General features: G+C 69.6%; 24 protein-coding genes and 1 pseudogene. 15 read left to right on the top strand and 10 right to left on the bottom strand.

The features are described from left to right. Positions 1 to 110 precede the first annotated feature (110 nt). From AB0878_RS47070 to AB0878_RS47030, 9 genes and pseudogenes are all read right to left on the bottom strand, one after another. Positions 111 to 298: pseudogene (locus AB0878_RS47070) on the bottom strand (AraC family transcriptional regulator); the annotation flags it as partial. A 128-nt stretch (positions 299 to 426) separates the two neighbouring features. After that, entirely contained in the window at positions 427 to 1869 is a 1443-nt protein-coding gene (locus AB0878_RS47065) for a CoA-acylating methylmalonate-semialdehyde dehydrogenase (RefSeq protein WP_366589617.1), read from the bottom strand. A 38-nt stretch (positions 1870 to 1907) separates the two neighbouring features. Beyond that, positions 1908 to 2684 carry an aldolase/citrate lyase family protein gene (locus AB0878_RS47060; protein WP_366589614.1) on the bottom strand — a complete coding sequence of 259 codons (777 nt, stop codon included), beginning with the start codon at positions 2682 to 2684 and terminating at the stop codon, positions 1908 to 1910. Further along, on the bottom strand, positions 2681 to 3514 hold the full coding sequence (locus tag AB0878_RS47055) for an SDR family NAD(P)-dependent oxidoreductase (protein WP_366589612.1): 834 nt from the start codon (positions 3512 to 3514) through the stop codon (positions 2681 to 2683). The genes AB0878_RS47060 and AB0878_RS47055 overlap by 4 nt, the downstream gene beginning before the upstream one ends. Beyond that, on the bottom strand, positions 3511 to 4581 hold the full coding sequence (locus tag AB0878_RS47050; protein WP_366589610.1) for an alcohol dehydrogenase catalytic domain-containing protein: 1071 nt from the start codon (positions 4579 to 4581) through the stop codon (positions 3511 to 3513). The genes AB0878_RS47055 and AB0878_RS47050 overlap by 4 nt, the downstream gene beginning before the upstream one ends. Before the next feature lie 52 nt (positions 4582 to 4633). Next, positions 4634 to 5803, bottom strand: coding sequence for a Xaa-Pro peptidase family protein (locus tag AB0878_RS47045; protein WP_366589608.1), 1170 nt, complete (start codon positions 5801 to 5803; stop codon positions 4634 to 4636). Between the two features lie 30 nt (positions 5804 to 5833). Continuing rightward, the gene (locus AB0878_RS47040) at positions 5834 to 6847 is read right to left on the bottom strand and encodes an ABC transporter permease (RefSeq protein ID WP_366589606.1); all 1014 of its coding nucleotides are present in this window, start codon (positions 6845 to 6847) and stop codon (positions 5834 to 5836) included. A gap of 36 nt (positions 6848 to 6883) precedes the next feature. Further along, the gene (locus AB0878_RS47035) at positions 6884 to 8374 is read right to left on the bottom strand and encodes a sugar ABC transporter ATP-binding protein (protein WP_366589603.1); all 1491 of its coding nucleotides are present in this window, start codon (positions 8372 to 8374) and stop codon (positions 6884 to 6886) included. Continuing rightward, positions 8364 to 9365, bottom strand: coding sequence for a sugar ABC transporter substrate-binding protein (locus tag AB0878_RS47030; protein WP_366589601.1), 1002 nt, complete (start codon positions 9363 to 9365; stop codon positions 8364 to 8366). Before AB0878_RS47030 ends, AB0878_RS47035 begins: the two co-directional genes overlap by 11 nt. A gap of 232 nt (positions 9366 to 9597) precedes the next feature. Between AB0878_RS47030 and AB0878_RS47025 the strand changes: the two genes are divergently transcribed. The 7 genes from AB0878_RS47025 (at position 9598) to AB0878_RS46995 (ending at position 14047) form a co-directional block, all read left to right on the top strand. Further along, the gene (locus AB0878_RS47025) at positions 9598 to 10314 is read left to right on the top strand and encodes a GntR family transcriptional regulator (RefSeq protein ID WP_366589599.1); all 717 of its coding nucleotides are present in this window, start codon (positions 9598 to 9600) and stop codon (positions 10312 to 10314) included. Between the two features lie 14 nt (positions 10315 to 10328). Continuing rightward, positions 10329 to 11192 (top strand): sugar phosphate isomerase/epimerase family protein, encoded by an 864-nt coding sequence (locus AB0878_RS47020; protein ID WP_366589597.1) that lies wholly within the window; start codon positions 10329 to 10331, stop codon positions 11190 to 11192. Between the two features lie 59 nt (positions 11193 to 11251). After that, complete coding sequence (locus AB0878_RS47015; protein WP_366589595.1) at positions 11252 to 11566, top strand: hypothetical protein; 315 nt, start codon at positions 11252 to 11254, stop codon at positions 11564 to 11566. Then, entirely contained in the window at positions 11563 to 12285 is a 723-nt protein-coding gene (locus AB0878_RS47010; RefSeq protein WP_366589593.1) for an SDR family oxidoreductase, read from the top strand. Before AB0878_RS47015 ends, AB0878_RS47010 begins: the two co-directional genes overlap by 4 nt. A 423-nt stretch (positions 12286 to 12708) precedes the next feature. Continuing rightward, positions 12709 to 13458 (top strand): SIS domain-containing protein, encoded by a 750-nt coding sequence (locus AB0878_RS47005; RefSeq protein ID WP_366589590.1) that lies wholly within the window; start codon positions 12709 to 12711, stop codon positions 13456 to 13458. A 116-nt stretch (positions 13459 to 13574) separates the two neighbouring features. Further along, a complete protein-coding gene (locus AB0878_RS47000) occupies positions 13575 to 13865 on the top strand; it encodes a hypothetical protein (protein ID WP_366589588.1) in 291 nt (96 codons plus the stop codon). Then, positions 13856 to 14047: a hypothetical protein gene (locus tag AB0878_RS46995; RefSeq protein ID WP_366589586.1), complete on the top strand. Its 192-nt coding sequence runs from the start codon at positions 13856 to 13858 to the stop codon at positions 14045 to 14047. The genes AB0878_RS47000 and AB0878_RS46995 overlap by 10 nt, the downstream gene beginning before the upstream one ends. Before the next feature lie 424 nt (positions 14048 to 14471). On the opposite strand, the gene AB0878_RS46990 is transcribed toward AB0878_RS46995, so the two are convergent. Further along, a complete protein-coding gene (locus AB0878_RS46990; protein WP_366589584.1) occupies positions 14472 to 15539 on the bottom strand; it encodes a LacI family DNA-binding transcriptional regulator in 1068 nt (355 codons plus the stop codon). Positions 15540 to 15690: 151 nt separating this feature from the next. On the opposite strand from AB0878_RS46990, the gene AB0878_RS46985 reads away from it, so the two are divergent. From AB0878_RS46985 to AB0878_RS46950, 8 genes are all read left to right on the top strand, one after another. Then, the gene (locus AB0878_RS46985) at positions 15691 to 16680 is read left to right on the top strand and encodes an asparaginase (protein ID WP_366589582.1); all 990 of its coding nucleotides are present in this window, start codon (positions 15691 to 15693) and stop codon (positions 16678 to 16680) included. Between the two features lie 67 nt (positions 16681 to 16747). Then, complete coding sequence (locus AB0878_RS46980) at positions 16748 to 17638, top strand: polysaccharide deacetylase (RefSeq protein ID WP_366589579.1); 891 nt, start codon at positions 16748 to 16750, stop codon at positions 17636 to 17638. Continuing rightward, positions 17635 to 19014 carry an MFS transporter gene (locus AB0878_RS46975; RefSeq protein ID WP_366589577.1) on the top strand — a complete coding sequence of 460 codons (1380 nt, stop codon included), beginning with the start codon at positions 17635 to 17637 and terminating at the stop codon, positions 19012 to 19014. The genes AB0878_RS46980 and AB0878_RS46975 overlap by 4 nt, the downstream gene beginning before the upstream one ends. Further along, positions 19007 to 19771 carry an SDR family oxidoreductase gene (locus AB0878_RS46970; protein WP_366589575.1) on the top strand — a complete coding sequence of 255 codons (765 nt, stop codon included), beginning with the start codon at positions 19007 to 19009 and terminating at the stop codon, positions 19769 to 19771. The genes AB0878_RS46975 and AB0878_RS46970 overlap by 8 nt, the downstream gene beginning before the upstream one ends. Further along, complete coding sequence (locus AB0878_RS46965; RefSeq protein ID WP_366589572.1) at positions 19768 to 20463, top strand: SDR family NAD(P)-dependent oxidoreductase; 696 nt, start codon at positions 19768 to 19770, stop codon at positions 20461 to 20463. The genes AB0878_RS46970 and AB0878_RS46965 overlap by 4 nt, the downstream gene beginning before the upstream one ends. 13 nt (positions 20464 to 20476) lie before the next feature. Then, on the top strand, positions 20477 to 20809 hold the full coding sequence (locus tag AB0878_RS46960; RefSeq protein WP_366589570.1) for a hypothetical protein: 333 nt from the start codon (positions 20477 to 20479) through the stop codon (positions 20807 to 20809). A 435-nt stretch (positions 20810 to 21244) separates the two neighbouring features. Continuing rightward, on the top strand, positions 21245 to 22192 hold the full coding sequence (locus AB0878_RS46955; protein WP_366589568.1) for a hypothetical protein: 948 nt from the start codon (positions 21245 to 21247) through the stop codon (positions 22190 to 22192). A 2-nt stretch (positions 22193 to 22194) separates the two neighbouring features. Then, positions 22195 to 23841 (top strand): hypothetical protein, encoded by a 1647-nt coding sequence (locus AB0878_RS46950; protein WP_366589566.1) that lies wholly within the window; start codon positions 22195 to 22197, stop codon positions 23839 to 23841. Positions 23842 to 23844: the final 3 nt, after the last annotated feature.

The raw sequence follows: 23844 nt of genomic DNA, 5'->3' as shown, positions 1-23844 counted from the left end.
CTCTCCTCGATTTGGGGTGCCCCCAAATTAGCGTGTCGTGAGCTGTCGCTGTTGCAAGAACTCAATCGGCCGGCAGCGGTCGGCCGTCCCGGCCCCAGCAGATCGGGCCGGCGGTCTCGCAGCTCAGCAATGGCAGGCCGGCCCCCAACCTGCTCCACCGTCACCGGCCGGTCACACAGCTCGGCCGCGGGCATCGGCAGGAACGACGCCGGCCCCCACGGCTTGAAGTGCACGCCGGCGGACCGGGTCCGGAGTGGGAGCCGGACTCCAACGCGCGGGTGGACATGGTGACCACGCACCTGGCGCTCGGGTCACCCGCGGCGGTTGTCCTGCGGTGAGGTCGATTGCACGCCGCACCACGCGTCGCTGATTCGAACGTGAGCGCACCGCCGACGACGACAACGTGGCGCGCCGGTTTGCCGCGATCTAGCCGGTCTGAGGGAAGCCGAGGTTGATGCCGCGGTGAGTGGGGTCCGCCCAACGGGTGGTGACGACCTTGCCGCGGGTGTAGAAGTGGACGCCTTCTGTGCCGTGGGCGTGCGTGTCGCCGAAGAGGGAGTTCTTCCAGCCGCCGAAGGAGTAGTACGCCATCGGGACGGGGACCGGGACGTTGATGCCGACCATGCCGACCTCGATCTCGGTGTGGAAGCGCCGCGCCGCGCCGCCGTCGTTGGTGAAGAGAGCGACGCCGTTGCCGTAGGGGCTCGCGTTGACCAGTCCGATCGCCTGGTCGTAGGTGTCGACTCGCACGATCGACAGGACCGGCCCGAAGATCTCGTCGGTGTAGATGGACATGTCCGTGGCCACGTGGTCGAACAGCGTCGGCCCGACGAAGAAGCCGTCGCCGGCGAGGCCGCGGCCGTCGACGACGAGGACGGCACCGGCCTGTTCGCCGGCGGCGATGTAGCCGGTGACCCGTTCTTGCGCGGCTTTCGTGACCAGCGGTCCCATGTCGCAGCCGAGGCGGCCGTCGCCGGTGCGGAGTTTCGCGGCCCGGGTGGCGATCTTGTCCACCAGCTCATCGGCGATGTCTCCGACGGTGACGACGACGGAGATCGCCATGCAGCGCTCCCCGGCCGAGCCGAACCCGGCGTTGACCGCTTGGTCGGCGGCCAGGTCGAGGTCCGCGTCCGGCAGAACGACCATGTGGTTTTTCGCGCCGCCGAGTGCTTGGACCCGTTTGCCGTGCGCGGTGCCGGTTTCGTACACGTAGCGGGCAATCGGCGTGGAGCCGACGAAGGACACTGCCTTGACGCCGGGATGCGCCAGCAGTGTGTCGACCGCGGTCTTGTCGCCGTTGACCACATTGAACACTCCGTCGGGCAGGCCTGCCTCGCGCCACAGCCGGGCCAGCCACAGCGCGGCGCCGGGCACCTTCTCCGACGGCTTGAGAACGACCGTGTTGCCCGCGGCGATCGCAATGGGGAAGAACCACATCGGGACCATCGCGGGGAAGTTGAAGGGCGAGATGATCGCCACCGGTCCGAGTGGCTGCCGGATCGAGGCGATGTCCACATTGGTCGACGCGTTGTGCGTTGCTCCGCCTTTGAGCAGATGTGGCATGCCGCAGGCGAATTCGGCGACCTCCAGGCCTCGGGCGACCTCGCCTTCGGCATCGGAGAGCACCTTGCCGTGTTCGGCCGTGATGATGGCCGCGAGCTCTTGCGACCGGGCGTTCAGCAGCTCGCGGAACGCGAACAGGATCCGGGTACGGCGGGCCAGCGAGGTGTCACGCCAGGTGGGGAACGCGGCGGCCGCGGCGTCGATCGCGGTGGCGGTTTCCGCCGCCGAGGCCAGGGGCACGTGCGCGGTGACCGCGCCGGTGGCGGGATCGGTCACGTCCGCGTAGGCGCCGGACGTGCCAGGCACTGGTGCTCCGGCGATCCAATGGTTCAGGTGCACCGCGGTCACGGGTGGTCCTTCCTGATCGACGCGAAGGCGTCGTGCATGGTTCGGGCGAGCAGGGAAGCGTCGGACGCGAGCGACAGGAAGCGGAAGCCACGGGTCAGGTAGTCCGCCGCGGCGGCGGCCGAGGGCGCCATGATCCCCGCTGTCTTCCCGTGCCGTTTCGCGGCGGCGGCCACGGTGTCGAGCGCTTGGCGGAACACCGGTGAGGTGAACCCCAACGGCACGCCCAGCGCGTAGGAAAGGTCCACCGGGCCGATGAACAGCACGTCGACGCCGTCGGTCGCGGCGATCTCGCCGATGTCGCGAATCGCGCCGACGGTCTCGATCTGGATGACGCCGACGACCTCGTCGTTGCGCGAGGCGAGCACTTCGGGCCGAAGCCCGAACCGGGCCTGACGGTTGTACGTCGCCACGCCGCGGTCGCCGTCCGGCGGGTATCGGAGGATCCGCAGGGCGTCCTGGGCGTCGGCGATTCCGGTGATCCGGGGGATCATGATGCCGCTGGCCCCGCCGTCCAGAGCCCGCCCGGCTCGCGGCCGGTCACCACTTTCCGTCCGGACGATCAGCGGGACCCCGTAGGCCGCCGCCGCGGTCACCGAGGGCCCGACCAGTTCCTCGGAACCCCCGCCGTGTTCGAGGTCCAGCAGGACCCAGTCGGCGCCGGCCGCGGCCGCGATCTCCACCGCGACCGGGCTGCCGAGCCCGGCGAACGTCCCCAGCAGCGGCTCTTCCGACGCGAGCTTTTCCTTGAGCTGCAAGGCGAGGTGGGCGGTCACGACGTGACCCCCGCTCGAACCGCGGCAGCCGCCTTCGCGAAATCGAAGGTCACGGTGGTCATTCCGCCGGTCACCTTGATCGTCTCACCGGAAATGCTGCGCGCACCGGGCCCGAGGAGGAACACGGTGAGGTCGCCGATCTCGGCCGCGGTCTGTGCCCGGCCCAGCGGGATGGGCCGGATGTGCTCGGCGAAGACCTCTTCGGCCGGCAGGCCGGTCCGGTCGGCGTCCTCGTCGAGGATCCGGTCCCAGATCGGCGTGCGCACGATGCCGGGGGCGATGGTGTTGACGGTGATGTCGAGCGGCCCGAAGTCGAACGCCAGTCCGGTGCCGAAGCCGATCAGCCCGGCCTTGGACGCCGCGTAGGCCGCCTGGCACGCGGCCGGGACAACGCCGGAGATCGAAGCGATGTTCACCACGGCGCCGCCGCCGTTCTCGGTGAGGACCGTGCCGACGGCGTGTGTGGCGCGCATGGTGCCCTCCAGGTTCACCCGGAGGATCCGCGTCCACTCCTGTTCGCTGTTGTGGAGGAAGTGCTTGATCAGCGAGATCCCCGCGCAGTTGACCAGCCCCCAGGTGGCCTGTGCGCCTCGGGCGACCTGGGTGAGCCGCGCGGCCGAGCCCGGGTCGGTCAGGTCCGCGGTCAGGGTGGTTGCGCCACCCAGTTCCGCCGCGACGCGGGCCAGCCCGGCTTCGTCGATGTCGACCAGTACGAGGCGGTAGCCGGCCTCGTGCACGGAGCGCGCGATGCCGGCGCCGATCCCCGAAGCAGCTCCGGTGACGACGACGGTCCGGGCCTGGGCCATGGTCGGCTCGTCCTGCCCCGTCACGGCTTGAAGACGATCTTGAGACCTTCGCCGGCCTGCGCCAGCGAGATTCCTTTGTGGATGTCCGAAAGCGGGAGCACGTGGCTCACGACGCGGTCGAGCGGGAGCTTGCCGCTCTGGATGAGGTCGAGGGATTCGCGCATGGTGTAGCGCATCAGGAACGCGCCGAGGATGCGCAGTTCCTTGATCGTCACGGTCATCGCGGACAGGTTCGCGCGGTAGCTGTTGTTGATGCCGATGACCACGATCCGCGCCTGGTCGGCCGCGACGTCGACCGCGGTGTCCAGCTGGGAACCGACGGCCTCGAACACCAAGGTCGCGCCGCGGCCGCCGGTGGCGGCCAGCACTTCCTCGCGTACGTCGACTTCCGTCGGGTTGAGCACCAGGTCCGCTCCGGCCTGCTTGGCCACCTCGGCCCGTTTGACCGCGGGTTCGACCAGGATGACCTGCTCCACCCCGAAGTGCTTGAGCGCGATGACGGCGAGCAGGCCCATCGGTCCGCCGCCGAGGACGACTGCGCGGTCGCCGACCACGACGCCGGCCTTGTTGATCCCGTTGAGGACACAACCGAGCGGCTCGGCGAGCACGAGGTGCTCGTAGGGCACGTCAGCGGTCACGCGGTAGGCGTAGTACGACGGCACCTTGACGTAGCGGGCCATTCCGCCGTCCCAGAAGAATCCGGGGGTGTTGGGCCACGGGATGTCGAGGTGCGGGTTGTCGAACAACGGCTCGCAGAAGTTGCCGTGTCCGTCACGGCAGGGGCCGCAGCGGCCGCACGGCGGGTTCTGGTCGACCGCCACGCGGTCACCCACCGACAGACCACGTGCTTGCGGGCCGGCCGCGACGATTTCCCCGCAGAACTCGTGCCCGAAGATCACGCCCGGCAGACCCGGGTGGGTCGGCGGCGTGTGCAGGGCGTGCAGGTCCGACCCGCAGATCCCGACCGCGCCGACCTTGATGATGATGTCGTCGGGCTCGGTGATCACGGGTACCGCGTGCTGTTCCAGGGCCAGTACGCCCTCACCCCGGAAGATCACGGCGGGCATCGTGTCGGGCAGGGTCTCGGTCATCGATGGCTCCTCTGCTGGTCGGGCGGGAGTGGCAGGCTGCGTGGGTACGGCCTCAGACACGGGTTGCTGCGAGGTCCACGACGTTCCAGCCGCGCGCGTGGTCGCCGAACGCGCGGTGCCCGTCTTCGGTCACGGTCACGGTGTCCTCGAGTTTGATGAACCCGCGCCGGGGGTGCAGCATGGTCGTTTCGATCGAGAGGACCATGCCGGCCGACAGTGCGCGGGGACCGTCGTAGTTGGGATAGGGAACCGGTCCGGTCGAGGTGAGCCGAGGCGCCTCGTGGCTGATCAGTCCCATGCCGTGCGCGACGAAGGTGGTCACCCCACGGTGGGGGCTCGCGGCCAGCACCTCGCCTGCGCGGTCGAAGATCGCCTGGCCGACCACGCCGTCCGCGATGGGTTCCCGCGCGGCCAGCTGCACAGCTTCGACTTCGGCCAGCAGATCCTCCAGCTCGGCGTCGGGTTCGCCGAGTACCGCCATGCGCGCGAGGTCGCCGATGTAGCCGCCGAGGTTGCCGCCGGAATCCAGGCACAGCACCTCCCCGGGCGCCCAGCTGGCGTTCGACGGCGCGCGGTTGTGGCTGGCGCCCATGCTCACGAGGCAGTATTCGAAAGTCATGCCGAGCCGTGTCTGTTCCTGGCGCAGGGTCTGCACGATCTCGCGTTTCGTCGAGCCCGCCCCGTGGGCGCCGAAGGCCGCCCGCATCGAGTCCACGATGGCGTCCGACGCTTCTTCGAGCAGCTTCAGCTCGTCCACCCTTTTCACCGCGCGAAGGCGTTCCAGCACAAACTGTCCGTCCCGCAGCGTCACCGACGGTTCGACCGCCAGCCGCTGGTACGCCTCGACCGGCAGGAAGGATCCCTCGATGCCGACCACGGCCTGTCCCGGCAGCACTCGGCGCAGGTGTGCCAGCGCGAGTTCGATCGCGTCCTGCGCTCGCCACGTGCTGGTGTCCACATCGGACACCCACACCGGATCGTTGTCCAGCTGCCACGATTCCATCGCGTTGCCGATGTAGCGGGTCGCGTCGAGGTCGCCGCGAACGTACACGAGCACGGGCAGGTACCGGCTGACCCCGATGGCGTCCATGTAGTCGAAGAAGAAGAACCGGTGCCCGCCCAGCAGGTACTGGACGTTGTGCTTCGAGGTCACCAGCAGCGCGTCGAGCCCGGCGTTGTCCATGAGCTCGTCGAGGTGCCGGTGATCAAAAGGGGGATTCACGTAGGCCTCCTGTCGTGGATGTGGTGGGGATCAGGCATCTGCGACCGAGAGCCTGCGTTGGTTGAACGCGTCCAACAGCACGGCCACGAGGATCAGCGCGCCTTGGATGAACTGGACCCAGAAGGGGCTCACATTGAGCAGGGTCAGCCCGTTGTTGATGACCCCGATGAGCAGGACCCCGATGAGCGTGCCGACCATGCTGCCCTTGCCGCCGAACAGGCTGGTGCCGCCGATCACGACCGCGGCGATCACCTGAAGCTCGAGACCGGTGCCCGCGGTGGGGGTCGCGGCGCCGAGGCGGCCCACGAGCACGAGCGCGGCCAGGCCGGCACACGCGCCGGCGATCAGGTAGGCGTAGAACAGCACCCGCTTGTCGGGGATGCCGCTCAACCGAGCCGCCTGCCGGTTGCCGCCGACCGCGTAGATCTGGTGGCCGAGTGTGGTGCGCGACAGGACGAGGTGCCCGACGAGGAACATCGCGGCGAGCAGGAACACCGGGACGGGGATCGTGCCGATCGTTCCGCCACCGAGCCAGGTGAGTCCTGCCGGCAGCCCGTACACGCTCTGGCCTTGACTCAGTTGCAACGTCAAGCCGCGTCCCATGCCGAGCACGGCGAGCGTCACGATGAACGGTGCCAACCGCAACCAGGCCACGGAAACCCCGTTGAACGCGCCGATCGCGGCGGCGATCACCAGGCAGGCCACGACGCCCAGGAACCCGGCCAGTCCGCCGCTGACCAGCTGCGAGGCGATCATGCCGGAGAGCGCGACGTTGGACCCGACCGACAGGTCGATGCCGCCGGTGATGATCACCAGCGTCGCGCCGACGGCGGCGATTCCGACCACGGTGGACTGGGTGAGGATGTTGGTGAAGTTGCGGCTGGACAGGAAACTGTCGGACAATAGCGCCATCGCCACGCAGGCGAGCACCAACGCGACGACGATCGGGGTCCGGGGATGCCCGGCCATTCTCCGCAGCGTGGACGGGGGTGAGTCTGGCCTGCGGGTCTCTTCCTTCTTCTCCGTGGAGGTCGTGATCACCATGGTGGCCTTCCGTTTCTCACAGGCGAGTCGGGGGAGTCAGCCGGCGGCGGCCAGCTGGAGCACGCGTTCCCGGTCGAACTCGGCTCGGCGCAGCTCGCCGACGACCCGTCCGGCGCGTAGCACGTACACGCGGTCGGCCATCGCGAGAACCTCGTCGGTGTCGGAGCTGGTCAGCAATACCGCGGCGCCGGATTCGGCGAGAGTCAGGACGTGCTCGTGGATGCCTGCCTTCGCGCCCACGTCGACGCCGCGGGTGGGGTCGTCGAGCAGCAGGACCTTCGGCGTGTGCGCGGCGGCTCGCGCTAGGACGATCTTCTGCTGGTTGCCGCCGGAGAGCTTGCCGGCCGGTTGACGGGGATCGCGGGTCTTGACACCGAACCCGGCGATGGCGTGGTGGGCGAGGCGTTCCTGCCGGCCGCGTCGCAGCCAGCCGACCCGGGCGAACGAGCGGTAGACGCCGTAGGAGAGGTTGTCCACAATGGACGCGTCGAGGACGAGGCCTTCGGCCTTGCGATCCTCGGGTGCGTACACCACACCTCGGCGCACCACGTCGTGCGCTCGCGCGGGGAGGGGATGGCCGTCTACCTCGACGTTCCCGCGCGAGCGCACCGACAGACCCGCCAGCGCCTTGAGCAGCTCCGTACGGCCGGCGCCGGCGAGGCCGACCAGGCCGACGATCTCACCGGATTTCACCTGCAGCGTCGCCCGCTTCACGCCGGGTGCGTCGAGTTCTCGCACCTGGAGCCGGTCGGCGCCGACGGGCCGGTCCCGCCAGGGGTAGGCGTGGGCCATGTCCTTGGCGAGCATCGCGCGCACCAGCTTCGCTTCGTTCCACTCGACGACCGGGCCGGCACCGACGAGCTCGCCGTCGCGCAGCACCGCGATCGTGTCGGCGATCTGGAACAGTTCGTCGAGGTGGTGGCTCACGTACAGGATCGTCATGCCCTGCGCGCGCAACGCCTTGATCGTGCGCAGCAGGACCCGGACGTCGTTTTCGGACAGTGCCGAGGTCGGTTCGTCGAACACCAGCACACTGGCGTCGCGGGCCAGGCACCGCGCGATCTCGGTGAGCTGCCGCTGCGCCAGGGACAGCTCCCGGACGGGCCGGTCCAGCGGCAGGCCCGTCAGCCCGACCCGGTCGAGCGCGAGGCGGGCGGCTCGTTTTGCTTCCCCTCGTCGGACCACTCCCAGCCGCGCCGGCTGCCGGCCCAGCACGAGGTTGTCCAGCAGGCTCATGTCGGGCACGTCGGTCAGCTCCTGGTAGATCACGCTCACGCCCGCGTCGATCACCGCACCGGGCGAGCCGGGCACTTCGTTTCCGCAGAGCAGGATCTGGCCGGAGTCCGCTTTTTCCGCGCCGGACAGGAGCTTGATGAAGGTGGACTTGCCCGCACCGTTCTCCCCGGCGAGCGCGGTGACGGTGCCCGGCGCGAGTGTCAAGGACACGTCGTGCAGAGCACGGATGCCCGGGTAGGACTTCGACACGCCGCGGAACTCCACTGTCGGGGCGGGGGCGTCAGACTTCATCGGACCAGATCCCGTAGCTCTTGACCTCGGGCGAGTCGATGCTTTCCTTGGTGATGGTCGCCGAGGGCCAGTCGATCTGCTTCGGCACGGACTTGTGCGCTTCGAGGTCGGCGACGGTGTCCACGGCCTTCTGCATCATCTTGATCGGGTTCTGGCTGATGCTGGCGTCCTGCACGCCGGCGCGCACGTCGGCGATGGCGGGCTTGGAACCGTCCACGCCGATCACGATGATGTGCCCCGGGTCGCCCACCGGCTTGAATCGGCCTTGTGACTTGATTGCCGCCGACACGCCCACCGCTTCGGCGTCGTTGGCCGCGAACACCGCGTCGATCTGGGGATTCGCCTGGAGAATGTCGACCATCAGCGCGTTCGACTTTGCGGTGTCGTAGCCACCGTCCTGCGCCGCTGCCACCCGCAGACCGGGGTAGCGGGCCAGCTGCTGGCGGAACCCTTGTTCGCGCCGCGTCGCCGACGGCGTGCCCAGGATGCCCTGGATGTCGACGACCGTGCCGGTCGCCGAGCCCTTGCGGGCCTTCAGTTCCGCAGCGATCCGATCGACCGCGTCGCTGCCGGCCTTGACGTCGTTGATGGTGATCGTCGCAGTGATCGGCGGGATCACGCTGTCGGCGATGGAGATGATCGGCACGTGCGCCGCGTCGGCCGCGGACACGGCCGGCGCGATGGCCTTGCCGTCGGCGGGGGACAGGAGGATGTAGTTCACGCCCCGGCTGATCAGGTTCTGAATGTCGGTGACCTGCTGGGCGGCGTCGCCGTTGGAGTTGGTGGTGACCAGCTTGTACCCGTACTTCTTGGTCCCGGCGTCCAAGCCCTTCTGCATCCCCGCGAAGAACGGGTTGGACAACGTGTACGTCGAGTAGCCGATCGTGACGCCGGACGAGCTGCTGCCCGAAGCACCGCCACACGCGACCAGACCGGCCGAAACGGCCAACACGCTCATCGCGGTCGCTGCCAGCGGACGAAGGTTTCTCATCTGGGCTCCTTTGCCGAGATAGATCAGGACTCCGCACCAGTCCGGTCGCCTGTCGACCGAACACTGAGAGTGTCTGGCGAGCCATGGCGACGGGCGCCTGTCGCCTGTCGACCGATTACGCTAGAGTCGCTCCCGGAAGGTGTCAATACACCCGGCGGGGGCTGCCGACGTCCTCGCACGAGAATCGCCGTCGGAGCCGGGAGACAGACCTGGGGCGAACGGGAGGGTGCACATGAGTGAGCCGACTGTGCAGTGGGAAACCATGCGGATCGACGAGAACGCGCCGAAACGAGCGCCGTCGCTGGCGGATCAGACGTACGCCACGTTGAAGCGCTGGGTCGTGTCAGGCGAACTCGAACCCGGTTCCGTGCTCAGTGAAAACGATCTTGCCCGAAGGTTTTCGATCAGCCGCTCCCCGTTGCGGGAGGCGATCCGCCGGTTGCAGGACGAGGGTTTGCTGGACGTGTCCGGGCCGCGGGGGTTCACCGTTCCGGCGCTGTCGGTGGAATTGGTCCGGCAGGTCTACACCGTGCGCCGGGCACTCGAGGTGGCCGCGGCCGAGAACGCCACCCGGATCCCGGCCGGCGAGCTGGCCGCCATGCGCGAACGCATGGACCGGATCGGCGAGGCGATCGCCGCGGGCGACCTCGAACCCTTCAACGTCGCCGACTTCGACTTCCACGACCTGTTCGTGCTCAACTGCGGCAACCCCCTGCTCGTCAACCACATTCACCGGTTGCGCGGGCACATCCAGCGCATCATCAACTGGGCCGGGCAGTTCCACGAGCACACGGAGCTGGCGTACAAGGAGCACCGGGCCATGCTCGAGGCAATGGAAGCAGGCGACACCCGGGCGATGGGCGAAGCCGTCGACACCCACATCCGCAACGTCATGGACCGTTTGATCGACAAGCTCGGACCGTCCGGACAAGCCGAGACCACCGACTGAAAGGGCACTTCCTGATGCCGCATCCCGATGCCTTGCTCAGCACGTGCTGGACCTCCGCGGGCGACGTCATGCCGCAGCGCAACGGAGACTTGAGCCCGTTCGACATCCGGGACCGGGTCGCGGCCGCCGCCGAAGCGGGGTTCAGCGGGTTCGGGATCACGCACACCGACCTGGTCGCGGTGCGTGAGAGCATCGGGTTTCCGGCGCTCGCTCGAGAGTTCGAACAGCACGGCATCACGACCGTCGAAGTCGAGTACATCGACGACTGGTGGTGCTCGGGGGAACGGCGTGAGCGATCGGAGGCCGTACGCGCCGATCTCCTGCACGCCGCCGAAGCGCTGGGCGCCTCTCACATCAAGGCCGGTGCGGGGCAAGCCGGTGACACGGTCGGCCCCGACCGGCTGCGCGAAGAGTTCGCCGCGCTGGCGCAAGCCGCCGCCGCGGCGGGCACGCGGATCGCCTTGGAACCCGCTGCTTTCTCGATGATGACGACGATCGAGCCGGCCGCGGGGCTCGTCCGCGATGTCGCGCACCCGGCCGGTGGTCTGCTTGTCGACATCTGGCACATCTACCGGAGTGCGATGTCCTATGAGGACATGGAGCGCATCCTGCCGCCGGAGTACGTCTTCGCCGCCGAGATCAACGACGGGTACCAGCAGGTGACCGGAACCTTGTTCGAGGACACGTTCGACAATCGGCTCTATTGCGGCGAGGGGGACTTCGATGTGGCGTCCTTCGTGAAGTCCTTGCGGCGACTCGGATTCAGCGGTCCGTGGGGCGTGGAGATGATGTCGCTTGATCACCGGACGCTCGACGTGCGCACCGCGACCACGCAGGCCGCGGCGGCGGCGGCGAAGCTCCTGGCTTCGGCTCGATGAAGGTCCGCTCCCCGGCGCGGTCGCTGCACGTCGTCACCGTCTCGACAGAAGGTGCGACGGTGACAAGTGAGATCGTCGAGACGTTCAACGTTCTGCAGGAGTTGCTGGCCGATCACGACGAGCAAGCCGGACCGCTCAGAGTCGCCTTGGTGACCACGCAATCCGGAAGCCACGCCGGCCAAAACGCCCTTGTCGAAGCGATGCGAGGCATCGCGCAGTCGCTCGCGCGCGAGCTGGGTGCGCGGATCCGCATCAACAGTGTGGTCTGCGATGCGGAATCCGAAATGGATCTGCAGCCGACGCTGGACTTCCTCGCCGGCTCCGGTTCCGGCTACGTCACCGGCGCGACGATCGACCTGCGCAGGCCCCGATGACGTACCTGGTGACCGGTGCGACGGGCGCCATCGGCTCGGCGATCGTCGCCGAGTTACAGGCCCGATCCGAGACTGTCATCGCACACGGACGCAGCATCCGCACTCCGTCCAATGACGGCACCGTGCACTGGATCGGCGGCGATCTCCTTACCGCCGAAGGACAGAACACGGTCCGCGAAGCCTCGGCCGGCGGTTTGGCCGGCGTGATCGCCGCCCACGGCGTCCCCGGATCCGCTCCGCTGGCCGACCTCACGCGGGCCTTCACCGAACGCGTCATGCGGATCAACTTCGAATCCTTGCTCGCTTTGCTCGAGGTGACTCTCCCCGCCCTGCGCCGCTGCTGTGGGCGGTTTGTCGCCGTCGCCTCGCAGGCGGGCCTGGTCGGGGAACCCGACAACGCCGCGTACAGTGCGTCGAAGTTCGCGGTGGTCGGCTGGATCCGTCACCTTGCCGGCCAAGCGGGCGACGCGGGCATCACGTACCACGCCCTCTGCGCAGGCTGCACCGAGAGCCCGCTGCTGACCGCCGTGCACGATCAGTTCGCCAGAGCCCAAGGCACCGCTACCGCCGAAGAATTCGCTGCGCTGCGGCAGCGCAGCATCCCGGTCGGCCGCTTCGCCACCCCGCACGAAACCGCAGCGGCCGCCGTCTACCTGGCCACCGCGGACGGCCCCCGCCCGACGATCCTCGCCGAGAGCGGGGGCGAAGTCGTCTGGTAGAAGCGAGCCGCCGTTCGCTGCCAATGCCTCCGCGTGCGAGCTGATGATCAGGTGATCAGCCGCTGGACCTTTCGCTCCCGTCGCACTTGAAGATCCGGGAGCCGACCGCGCGGCCGCGGGCGTGACCTCGAGCGGTCATCTCGCGGCACGGCGGGCAGCGAGATAACCGAAGATCAGGCCCGCGCCCACCTGGTGCGCCGCTTCGCCCCGCTCCTTTCCGGCGCGCGATTGCCGCGGCTGTTCGTATGTGCGCTGCACCGAGGCTCGCGTTCATCGCGCTCAGGCTGTGCGCGGCCGTGGCGCATGTCGGCCGGGTGGCGACGACGCCGAGCACGCGTCGGCTGAGTGCCGCGTTCGTGTTGGCCGGGCTCGTGTTCGCGTCCGCTCGGACAGTCCTCGTTCGCGCGGCCGAAGGGCTCGGGTGTGGCCTGTGGACTGGCGTTCCTCGGTACTTGTTGTACTCGTCGTCGCTGTGGACCTGTGGCGTATCGGGGCCACACGGGGATGCCCGCACTGAAGCGCATTCTGCAGGAGCAGGTGCGCGAACACCTGACGCCGGCCGGGCGGCTGGGCCGTCGGGTGGACGTCGTCGGGTCGGCTCCCGACGACCTGCTGTCGAACGTGTTCACCGAGAGCATCCTGCTGCTGCAGGAGGCGCTGCGCTCGATCCGTTCCGACCAGTTCTCCGCCGCCGTGACCGCGCTGAGCGGCGCACGTGAGGTGGTGGTGATGGGGACCGGAGCGCTCGGCATGCTCGGGCGCTGCCTGTCACTGCGGCTCATCCGCCTCGGTTACCGCTGTCGGGATGCGTTGACCTCGGGTTTTCTGCTCGCAGACGACCTGATCAGGCTCACCGAGCGGGACGTGGTGGTGCTCGTCGTGCACGAGAAGGTGACGGTCGAGATCGAGGTCGTGCTCGATCACGCCCGGGAAGTCGGCGCGACAGTCGTTCTCGTCACCGACACGTTGGGTGAGGCGCTGCGAGACCGGGTTGCCATCGTGCTCACGACACCCGCCGGCAGCTCGCAGATGTACAAGATGCAGACCACCACGCTCGCCCTGTTCGAGGCGCTGACACTGGCGATCGCCGCGCAGCAGCAAGAACCGGCTCTGCACGCGATGGCCCTGATGAACCGGCTGCGCGACGAACTGCGCTACACGCCGGATCGCTGACCGCGATCCGGCCTCTTGGGATCGGTGGCAGCCGTCCGAGGGGCTGAGCGCGCCATGTGTGGTCGCAGCAAGGGGCCCAACCGCGAAGCCATGAGCCGGTACCCGTCCGTGCCTGGATGCACCGCGTCGACAAGGAGGTGCGTTTCCTCGGGGCGGAGTACGCCGAGGCCGTCGACCAGCTGCAGTCCGCGGTGTCCACAGTCGCGCATCACGTCGACCGCTTCGTGCAGCAGGGCCGGATGTCCGCGAGCGTGAGACCGACGGCGTTGGGCTCACGCTCCCCGGTCGGGCAGACGATCGGTGTCATCACGACCAGCGGAGTATCGGGGTGGCCGTCCCGCACTGTCTGCAGGAACCCGGTCACGGCCGGCACGAACGAGCGCGCGGAAAACGTGCAATGGCGGTAGACGTTCTACCCGAGGCACACGCTGATCAGCTCGGCGGGTGTGTCGCGGATGAATCGCGCGACCACGGGATCGAGGTGGCACTGGCCCGCGAACCCCAGGCAGCGCAACGCGGCGAGCAGACGTTCATGGAGAGCGTCACGGCGCCGGCCCTTCTCGTGGACTCCGGGCCGTTCCGCATCTGATCGCGCGCGCTGCTTCGCATGGGAGGTGGAGGGGGCGGACTGACTGGGTTCGCGCGGGGATGCGCCGCGCGCTGTACCTGAAGCAACCGCCGAAGGGAGCCGGCCGGAGCGAACGCCCGGCCGGCTCCGCGGGGTAAGGCGCCGGTGCAGGCCGGAGTCGTGTGGTGGCGGCCGTTGTGTTCCAGCAAGTCGAGGGACTGGGCCGACGTGCAGACTCGCAAGGTCACCGACACTCTGGCCGCGTGACCCCTGTCCGTGCGAGGTGGCTTGGTCGTCGGTCGCTGCGCTCGGACCGTGGTCGCCAAATTGCCACCTTGATCAGTAGTTGTTCACGAATGTGCGATTGCGGGATTGGCGTCGTTGAATTGAGGCCGATTGGGCACGATGGCGTCCTCTCCGGCCGAGTCTTCTTCTCGGGCTGAGGTCAGGTGCTGCTTTCCCTGATCTGCAACGTCGGCGTCAGCCGGGCCGACTCCGTGGGCTCGCCGCGCATCACGGCGCGCAGCAGGCGCACCGCGGTCTGGCCGATCTCGAACATCGGCGAGCGCACCGACGACAGGGGGATCGGCAGCTCCGCCGCGAGCGAGGTGTCGTTGAAGCCGACGACCGCGCAGTCGCGGCCGACGGTGAGACCGTGGGAGCGCAGGGCGCCCATCGCGCCGATCGCGGCGAAGTCGTTGACCGCGAACAGCGCGGACGGGCGGCGGCCCGAGGTGAGGATCTGCTCGGCGGCTTCCCGGCCGCCCTGGGTGTCGAAGCGGGACAGGACGATGTCGGCGGGGGCGATGTCGCCGCCGAGTTCGCGCCAGCGGTGGACGAAGCCGGCGGTGCGGTCGACGCCGGTGGTGGCGTAGGCCTCGCCGGCGATGACGCAGACGTCGCGGTGTCCCTTGTCCCACAAGTGTTCCGCGACGAGTTCGCCGCCGCGGGTGTCGTCGCAGGTGGCGGACGGGATGTCGGGGTGGTGGCGGTTCATGAGCACGAACGGCACGGCCCGGCGGCGCAGGTCGGACAGCACCACGTCGACGTCGAGGTGCCGGTCGCCGATGATCAGGCCGTCGACGCGGCGGGCCAGCATCAGCTCGACCTTGCGGCGCTGCTCGTCCACGTCGTCGCGTGAGTTGGTGACGAACGAGGAGTAGCCGATGGTCGCGGCTTCGGCTTCGACGCCCTCGTACATCACGGCCAGCACGAGGTCGGACAGCCGCGGCACGACCACGCCGAGGAGCCGGGTGCGGCGCGTGCGCAGGCCGGACGCTTGCGGGTCGGGGGAGTAGCCGAGCTCGGCGGCGAGCTCCCGGATCCGGCGCGCGGTGGCGTCCGATGCCGCGCCGCGCGCCGACTCCGGGTCGGAGTGCAGCACGCGGGACACGGTCGACGGGTGGATGCCCAGCTGCCGGGCCAGATCCTTGAGAGTGGGCACGCGCTCGGCGACCGCCCCGTCCTCGACGGCAGTGCCATCGCCGTCCCGCGCAGCCTTCGCCCTGGGCAAGCCCCCACCTCTCCGCCGGGTATTGACCCCGATTCGCACCACACCGTACAGTCCGCAGCCATCGTACCCAATCGTTTGGGTACGCCTCGGGCACCGTAACCCAAACGATTGGGTTCGGAAACGACCAGGTAACGACGGAGGGAGAGCGTTCGTGACGACCGGCCGGGCGACGGAACGAGGTGAGCACGTCGTGCTCCTCGCGACCGGCGGCACGATCTCCTCCCGCAGCCGCGCCGAACTGGGCGGCGCCGCCGTTGCCTCGGACGGCGCCGACGAGCTGCTGCGCAGCGCCGGCCCCGGACCTTCGCTGCCGGTGCGCGTGGTCGACGTGCTGCGCGTCGGCTCCTACACCCTCGATGTGGACGACATGTTGCTGGTCTGCGCCCGCATCCGCGAGGCGCTGGCCGACCCGGCGGTGGTCGGGGTCGTGGTCACGCACGGCACCGACACCATGGAGGAGACGGCGTTCCTGGCCGACCTCGTCCACGCCGACCCTCGCCCGGTGGTGTTCACGGGCGCGCAGCGGGCCGCGGACGCGCCCGACCCGGACGGGCCGGACAACCTCGCCCGCGCCCTGGCCCTGGCGGCCGCACCGGACGCCCGCGGCCGCGGGGTGCTCGTGTGCTTCGCCGGCGAGGCGTTCGGCGCCCGCGGGGTGCGCAAGTCGGAAACCCTGCTGGCGCACGCGTTCAGCAATCCCGACGACGGCCGCGACGGCTGGGCCGGCGACCGGCCGGATCCGCTGCCGCTGCCGGATTCCGGCGCCGGCTGCCGCGTCGACCTGGTGGCGTCCTACCCGGGCGCCGACGCGGCGCACCTGCGTGCGTCGCTGGCTGCCGGCGCGGCCGGGATCGTGCTGCAGGGCACCGGGATCGGCAACGCCAACCCGGTGCTGTGCGAGGCCGTCGCCGAGGCGACGGCGCGGGGCCTGGTGGTGGTCACCAGCACCCGCGTGCAGGCCGGCCCGGTCGTCCCGGTGTACGGCGCCGGCGGCGGCAAGGACCTGCTGGCCGCCGGCGCGATCCCGGCCGGACTGCTGCGTCCGTCGCAGTCGCTCGTCCTGCTGTCCCTGCTTCTGCGGCTCGGGTGGTCCCGCGAAGACATCGCGGCGGCTTTCGCGCGGAGGGGAGGCGAACCCTGACTCCGCTGCCCGGCCCGCTTCCGTTGTTCCCCACTCCACTGCTCCCCACACCACGAGAGGCTTGTTCATGACGAAGGACATCCAGGTCGCGTTCGGCATCGACGTAGATGCCGTGGCCGGCCAGCTCGGCTCCTACGGCGGTGAAGACTCGCCGTGCGACATCTCCCGCGGCATGTTCGCCGGCGAGGTCGGCGGCCCGCGCCTGCTGCGCCTGTTCGAGCGCTACGGGCTGACCACGACGTGGTTCGTGCCCGGCCACTCCCTCGAGACCTTCCCCGACCTGACCCGCGCCATCGTCGACGCCGGGCACGAGGTCGGCGCACACGGCTACTCGCACGAGAACCCGATCGCGATGACCCGCGAGCAGGAGACGGCGATCCTGGACCGCTCGATCGAGCTGATCGAGAAGGTCGCGGGTCGCCGGCCCGCCGGCTACGTGGCACCGTGGTGGGAGTTTTCCCCCGTCACCAACGAAATCCTGCTCGAACGCGGCATCAAGTACGACCACTCGCTGATGCACCGTGACTTCGAGCCGTACTACGTCCGCGTCGGCGACAGCTGGACCAAGATCGACTACGCCCAGCCGGCCGAGACCTGGATGAAGCCGCTCGTGCGCGGCGAGGAGACGGATCTGGTCGAGATCCCAGCCAACTGGTACCTCGACGACCTGCCGCCGATGATGTTCGTGAAGGCATCGGCCAACTCGCACGGTTTCGTCAGCCCGCGTGAGCTGGGCCAGACCTGGCAGGACCAGTTCGACTGGGTCTACCGCGAGATGGACCAGGCGACCTTCACCATGACCATCCACCCGGACGTGTCCGGGCGGCCGCAGGTGCTGCTCATGCTGGAGCGGCTGATCGAGCACATCAACTCCCACGAGGGCGTCAGCTGGCTGACCTTCGACCAGATCGCCGACTCCTTCCTCGCCCGCAACCCCCGGAAGGGAGCCGGGTCGTGAGTGTCGAACCCCTCGACCTGACGGCGCCCGCCGTCGACGAGAAGCGCAGATTCCCCGTCTTCTCCCGGAAAGCGACCCGCACCGCCACTGTCCTGGCGCTGATCGCCTGGACCATCGCGGTGTTCGACTACGGCCTGTTCGGCACGCTGCTGCCCGCGATGCAGGAGTCGTTCGGCTGGACCGCGTCCGAGGCCTATCAGATCAACACGTGGATCGCCGTCGGCACCGCGATCGTGTGCTTCGGGATCGGCCCGATCATCGACCGGCTCGGCCGCCGTCGCGGCATGATGACCACCATCGGTGGCACCGCGGTCATCTCCACCCTGACCGCGTTGATCCCGGCGGCGCTCGGCGCGGTCAGCGGCGTGATCATCACGGTGATCCGTTCGTTCGGCGGGCTCGGGTTCTCCGAGCAGGCGGTGAACGCGACCTACATGAACGAGGTATACCAGGTCACCGAGGACGAGAAACGCCGCAAACGTCCCGGGTTCTACTACTCGTTCATCCAGGGTGGCTGGCCGCTGGGCTTCCTGCTCTCCAGCGCGCTCGCGTTCGTCTTCCTCGACTCGCTGGGGTGGCGCGCGCTGTACGTGGCGGCCGCGGTCCCGGCGGCGATCGTGGTGTGGCTGATCTGGCGCAAGCTGCGCGAGACACCGCAGTTCGAGCTGCACCAGAAGCTGACCGAGCTGGAGAAGGGCGGGCGCACCGCCGACGCGCACGCGCTCGCCGCGTCCTACGGCGTCGAGCACTCCTCGGCCTCGCCGCTCAAGCGGCTGTGGGAACCGGCGTTGCGGCGCAACACGATCGTGCTGTCGCTGGCCTGGATCCTGAACTTCTTCGGCATCGCGATCTTCAGCGTGCTGGGCAGCTCGGTACTGAAGAACGCCAAGGACGTGTCGCTGTCCAGCGCGTTCTGGATGCTGATCGTGATCAACGCGATCGGCTACTTCGGCTACGTCTTCCACGGCTGGCTCGGCGACCGCATCGGCCGCAAGCTCACCATCATCATCGGCTGGATCATTTCCGGCTTGTGCTTCGCGGTGATGCTCAGCCCGGCCGCGAGCAGCTCGTTCGTGATCATCCTGACCTACGGCGCCGGGCTGTTCTTCCTGGTCGGCCCGTACGCGGCCATCCAGTACTTCATGGCCGAGTGCTACCCGGTCAGCTGCCGCGCCACCGGCACGTCGTTCATCGGCGCGATGAGCCAGCCCGGCACGATCATCGGCGGCGCCCTGTTCACCGCGGTCGCGGCGGGCGCGGGCACCGGCGCGGCCGCCCTGTGGGTCGGTGCGCTCGGCACCGCGGTCTCCGGCGTGCTGATGATCGCCGCCAAGCCCCCCGTCGCCGCCCTGCGAGAGGACCACGCGGATGTCTGAGCCGAAAGCGGCGATCGTCACCGGCGCCGCCAGCGGCATCGGCCGGGCGCTGGCCGTGCACTACGCGCAGCGCGGCGTGCACACGGTGATCGGCACCTTCCCCGGCGACCCGCACGACCCGGCCGAGACGCTGCGGCAAGTCGAGGCGGCGGGCGGGAAGGCCGTGGTGCACGAGGTCGACGTGCGCAGCACCGAACAGGTCGAGGCGTTCGCGCAGCGCGCGGTCGACGAGTTCGGCCGGCTGGACTATGCGGTCGCCAACGCGGGCATCCTGCGCAACGCGGCGCTGGCCGACCTGTCGGACCAGCGCTGGCACGACATGCTCGACGTCGACCTGACGGGCGTGCTGCGCACCCTGCGCGCCGGCTCCACCCGCATGACCGAGGGCGGCGCGATGGTGGCGGTGTCGTCCATCGCCGGCGGCGTCTACGGCTGGGAGGAACACGCCCACTACGCCGCGGCCAAGGCCGGAGTCCTGGGCCTGGTGCGCAGCGTCGCGGTCGAGCTCGGACCCCGGCAGATCCGCGCCAACGCGGTGATCCCCGGCCTGATCGAGACGCCGCAGTCGCTCGACCCGGTCAACTCGCTCGGCCCGGACGGGCTCGTGCGAGCCGGCGGCGACATCCCGTGGGGCCGCGTCGGCCGGCCGGAGGAGGTCGCCGACGTGATCGGCTTCCTCACCTCGCCGGCCGCGAACTACGTGACCGGTCAGGCCATCGTCGTCGACGGCGGCCTGACCGTCCGGATGCGCGCGTGACCGCCCGCACCGTCGTGGTCACCGGCGGGGCGAGCGGCATCGGCCGGGCGATCGCGGCGGCGTTCCGGGCCGAGGGCGACCGCGTGGCCGTGCTCGACCGGACGCCCGGTCCCGGCGGGATCGCCGTGGACGTGTCCGACGAGGACAGTGTGCGTGCGGCGTTCTCGCTGGTACGCAAGGAGCTCGGGACGGTCGACGTGCTCGTGAACTCGGCCGGGCTGCTCACCGAGTCGCCGGTCGAGGACATGGATCTGGCGCTGTGGAACGAAACCATCGCGGTCGACCTGACCGGGGTGTTCCTGTGCTGCCGCGAGGTGCTGAAACCGATGCGGGCGCAACGGTGGGGCAGGGTCGTCAACGTCTCGTCGCAGCTGGGACTCAAAGGCGGCACCGGGCTCGGCCACTACAGCGCGGCCAAGGCCGGGGTCCTCGGCTTCACCAAGGCGGTGGCGCTGGAGGTCGCGGCGGACAACGTCCTCGTCAACGCCATCGCCCCCGGTCCCATCGAAACCCCGTTGGTGGACGGCATCTCCGAAGCGTGGAAGGTGGCGAAGCGCGCCGAACTGCCCCTCGGCCGCTTCGGCACACCCGAGGAAGTCGCCCCGGCTGCCGTGCTGCTGGCGAGTGATCCGGGTGGGAACCTGTTCGTCGGCCAGACACTGGGCCCCAACTCCGGCGACGTGATGCCCTGAAAGGGAGTCGAAGATGTGCGGAGCCTGCGGCCGGACGGTCGTCCCCGACCCGGTGTTCCCGGCCGGCCGCAGCACCCGTGGCAACCTGATCGCCGGGCAGCTGCTCGACGCGTTGTGCGCTGCCGCCGCAAACCGCATCCGCGTCGCCGGCCACGCAGACGGCTTCACCGTCACGCTCCCGGGCCGGCGGCCGGTTTCCTGTGCGACGGTGGCGGACGTCTGGTCGGCCGTGCTGGCCGCCGCGCCGGGCACCACAGGCACGCCGAGTGCCGAGCTGGAAGCCCGGTACCGGACCGAACTGCCGTTGCTGCGGGCTGTCGTCACCGCGTTTCCCGGGACGCGGTGACGCTGTCCGCGTTTCCGGAAAACGGTGCCGCACTGTGCACCACCCCGCGACCGATCGGGTGGCATTTTGCCGTCGACGGCGTGCCTTTCAGATCAGGTCGACGAACGTCTCCCCGGCGAGAGCGAGCTGATCGGGGTCGTGCGGGGAAAGGCCTTCACGTGCCGCGCCGAACAACGTCAAGCCGCACCGCCACACCTGCGCCAGCTCGAACCCGCGCCAGTTGTGGCATCAGCACCCGAAGGACTTCGATAACCCACGATGCCGCGCGGGTCGGTCCACCCAGTCCGTTTGCGGGAAGGCAACCGGGAGCACGACGAACCGGTGAATTCCCGGCCAGGGAAGGAAATCGCGTTAGCCCCTGCCACCTTTCGGTCGGGGCGACGGGACGAAGTACAGTTCGGCGCCCTCTCCTTCCCCGTTGGCAAAGGACTTCCCATGACCTCCACCCGCACTGCGCCGGCGCTGGTCTTCGACCCGGCGGCCGCCTATCCGGAGGCAGGCGTGCTGCGGTCCGCGGCGGAAGCGGGCGACTGGCCGACCGTTTCGGGCTTTTTCACCCAGTTCACCGCCCCGGACGAGCGCAGCTTCGGCGTGAACATCACCATGTCGGTGCCGGCGGCCGAGGCGATGCTGCGCGCCGTGATCGAGCGTGAACCCCGCTCCGAGCAGGCCCGGTTGCTGCTCGCAGCCCAGCTCATCGAGCAGGCGTGGAACGTCCGAGGCAGCGGGCGGGCAGCCGGGGTGAGCCGCGAGCAGTTCGCCGGGATGCACGAGCACCTGCGGCGGGCCGAGCAGCTGCTGATCGACGTCACCGCCCGCGAACCGGAGAACGAGCTGGCTTGGTGGCTGCGGCTGACCACCTCGCTTGGGCTCGAACTCGGCCAGAGCGAGACGCGGCGCCGTTATGACCGGCTGGCCGCCCACCACCCCGGTTTCCTGGCCGCCCAGCGCAACCTGCTCCAGCAGCTGTGCCCGAAGTGGGGCGGCTCCTGGGAAGCCGCGCACACCTTCGTCCGCGAATGCGCGGCGGCCGCGCGGCCCGGCGATCCCCAAGGCGTCCTCGTCGCCGAGCTGCACCTGGAGCGCTGGCTGGAGCTCGGCCCCAAGGCGGGCCGTGACCACCTTCAGCAGCCCGGAGTCCGGGAGGAGATCACCGCCGCAGCGTCGGCGTCGGTGCTGCACTCCGCCTACCGTTCGCGGTTCGGCTGGGTCTCCGCGCACAGCACGTTCGCCATGGCGTTCAGCTTGATCGGCGATCTGCCTCGCGCTGCCGTGCACTTCCGCGCGCTCGACGGACGTGCGAGCAAAGCCCCCTGGCACTTCTTCCCCGACCCGGCTGCCGCGCTCGCGCAGCACCGCAACCGCGCCCTCGCGAAAGGCTGATCATGCTGTCCACCTTCGAGGTCGACGGAGTCCCCGCCGTGGCGGCCAAGAGATCCGGCCCGCTGACCGCCGGCCTGGTCTTCCGGGTCGGCCGGGCCGACGAGACGCTCGCGACGGCCGGCATCACGCACCTGGTCGAGCACCTCGCGTTGCATCGGTTCGGACTGGGGGAGCACCACTTCGGCGGCGCGACGGGCTCCGACCACACGTACTTCGAAATGAACGGTGCGGAGTCCGAAGTCGTCGCGTTCCTCGCCGGCGTCTGCGCGTCGCTGAGCGATCTTCCGATGGACCGGCTGGAGACCGAGAAGTCGATCCTGCGTACCGAGGAGGCCCGGCGCGGCGGGGCCGGCCTGCTGTTCCGGCACCGTTACGGAGCGCAGGGATACGGGCTGACCGACTTTCTCGAGCTCGGCGTCCCCCGCCTGGGCCCCGCGGAGGTCGCCCACTGGGCACGCACGTGGTTCACCCGCGAGAACGCGGCGCTGTGGGTGGCAGGCGAGAACGTGCCCGACGGGTTGCGGCTGCCGCTCCCCTCGGGCGTCCGGCGCCCGGTGCCTCCTCGGCCCGCGACCCTGGCCGCAGGTCCCGCGTACTTCGCCCACGGCGACGGCAGTGTCGCCTTCAGCGCGGTGGTACGCCAGGGAGCTGCTTCCCAGGTCTTCGCGAAGGTCCTCGAGCGGGAGCTGTTCCGCGCGCTGCGGCAGGAGGGCGGCTATTCCTACCAGGTGACGACGTCGTACCAGGTCCGGGGCGACGGCTTCGCGGAGATCCTCGGGCTGGCCGACGCCTTGCCGGACAAGCAGGCCGCGGTGCTCGGCGGCGTCGTCGACGTCCTGGCCCAGTTCAAGGTCGGCCGGATGGACCCGCGCGACGTCGAAACGGTCCGCACGCAGGCCGAATCCGCGCTCTACGGCGAAGACGCGGACGTGGCGCGGCTACCCGATCACGCAGCCGCGCTGCTTTCCGGTTCGCCTCTCCCGCCCGCGGAGGATCGGATCGCCGAGCTGCGTGCAGTCGACGTCGCGAAGGTCCACGCAGTCGCTCTGGAAGCATGCGCGTCGGTGCTGCTGCGGGCTCCGCACGGCCGATCGGCGGACTGGGCCGGATACGCGGCGGTGCCGCGGTTCTCGCCGGCCGCGGTCGCGGGAAACCGATTCCGGGCTCACAACCAGGCGGATACACACCTGGTCGTCGGCGCCGACGGCTGCAGCGTGCAGACTCCGGAAGGCGTCTCGACGGTTCACTTCACCTCCTGCGCGGCCATGCTCGCCTGGCCCGACGGCGGCCGCCGCCTCATCGGCACCGACGGCCGGACGGTCCAGGTCGAGCCGACGCTGTTCGCCGGCCTGTCCCCGGCGGTGACCGCGACGATCGACGCGGCGGTCGGTCCACATCGGACACTCCCGCAGGCGCCGCGTCAGCCGCGGGAGATACCGTCTCCGGCGCCACGGCCACCCACGACACCGCAGAAACGCGCGTCGAGGATCCTTTTCGTCGTGGCGGCGGTGGTCGGCGTGATCGCGCTGCTGGCCACGGCGGGTATGGCGATGGATCCGCCCGATGCCACGGGCTGGGCCGGGGCGGGTTTCCTGTGGCTCCTCGCCGGGCTGTTCGCGTTCACGGCGGTGCGACGACGGCGGACTTGAGCG

It is taken from the genome of Amycolatopsis sp. NPDC047767, assembly GCF_040704195.1.
GTDB lineage: Bacteria > Actinomycetota > Actinomycetes > Mycobacteriales > Pseudonocardiaceae > Amycolatopsis.
This window is presented reverse-complemented; position numbering and strand designations above follow the sequence as displayed.

Coding starts and splice junctions, on each gene's coding strand:
- AB0878_RS47025 (WP_366589599.1), top strand. CDS start 9,598: ATGAGTGAGCCGACTGTGCAGTGGGAAACCATGCGGATCGACGAGAAC.
- AB0878_RS47040 (WP_366589606.1), bottom strand. CDS start 6,847: ATGGTGATCACGACCTCCACGGAGAAGAAGGAAGAGACCCGCAGGCCA.
- AB0878_RS46960 (WP_366589570.1), top strand. CDS start 20,477: ATGTGCGGAGCCTGCGGCCGGACGGTCGTCCCCGACCCGGTGTTCCCG.
- AB0878_RS46950 (WP_366589566.1), top strand. CDS start 22,195: ATGCTGTCCACCTTCGAGGTCGACGGAGTCCCCGCCGTGGCGGCCAAG.
- AB0878_RS46955 (WP_366589568.1), top strand. CDS start 21,245: ATGACCTCCACCCGCACTGCGCCGGCGCTGGTCTTCGACCCGGCGGCC.
- AB0878_RS47010 (WP_366589593.1), top strand. CDS start 11,563: ATGACGTACCTGGTGACCGGTGCGACGGGCGCCATCGGCTCGGCGATC.
- AB0878_RS47000 (WP_366589588.1), top strand. CDS start 13,575: ATGCACCGCGTCGACAAGGAGGTGCGTTTCCTCGGGGCGGAGTACGCC.
- AB0878_RS47020 (WP_366589597.1), top strand. CDS start 10,329: ATGCCGCATCCCGATGCCTTGCTCAGCACGTGCTGGACCTCCGCGGGC.
- AB0878_RS46970 (WP_366589575.1), top strand. CDS start 19,007: ATGTCTGAGCCGAAAGCGGCGATCGTCACCGGCGCCGCCAGCGGCATC.
- AB0878_RS47050 (WP_366589610.1), bottom strand. CDS start 4,581: ATGACCGAGACCCTGCCCGACACGATGCCCGCCGTGATCTTCCGGGGT.
- AB0878_RS47030 (WP_366589601.1), bottom strand. CDS start 9,365: ATGAGAAACCTTCGTCCGCTGGCAGCGACCGCGATGAGCGTGTTGGCC.
- AB0878_RS46980 (WP_366589579.1), top strand. CDS start 16,748: ATGACGAAGGACATCCAGGTCGCGTTCGGCATCGACGTAGATGCCGTG.
- AB0878_RS46995 (WP_366589586.1), top strand. CDS start 13,856: ATGGCGGTAGACGTTCTACCCGAGGCACACGCTGATCAGCTCGGCGGG.
- AB0878_RS47035 (WP_366589603.1), bottom strand. CDS start 8,374: ATGAAGTCTGACGCCCCCGCCCCGACAGTGGAGTTCCGCGGCGTGTCG.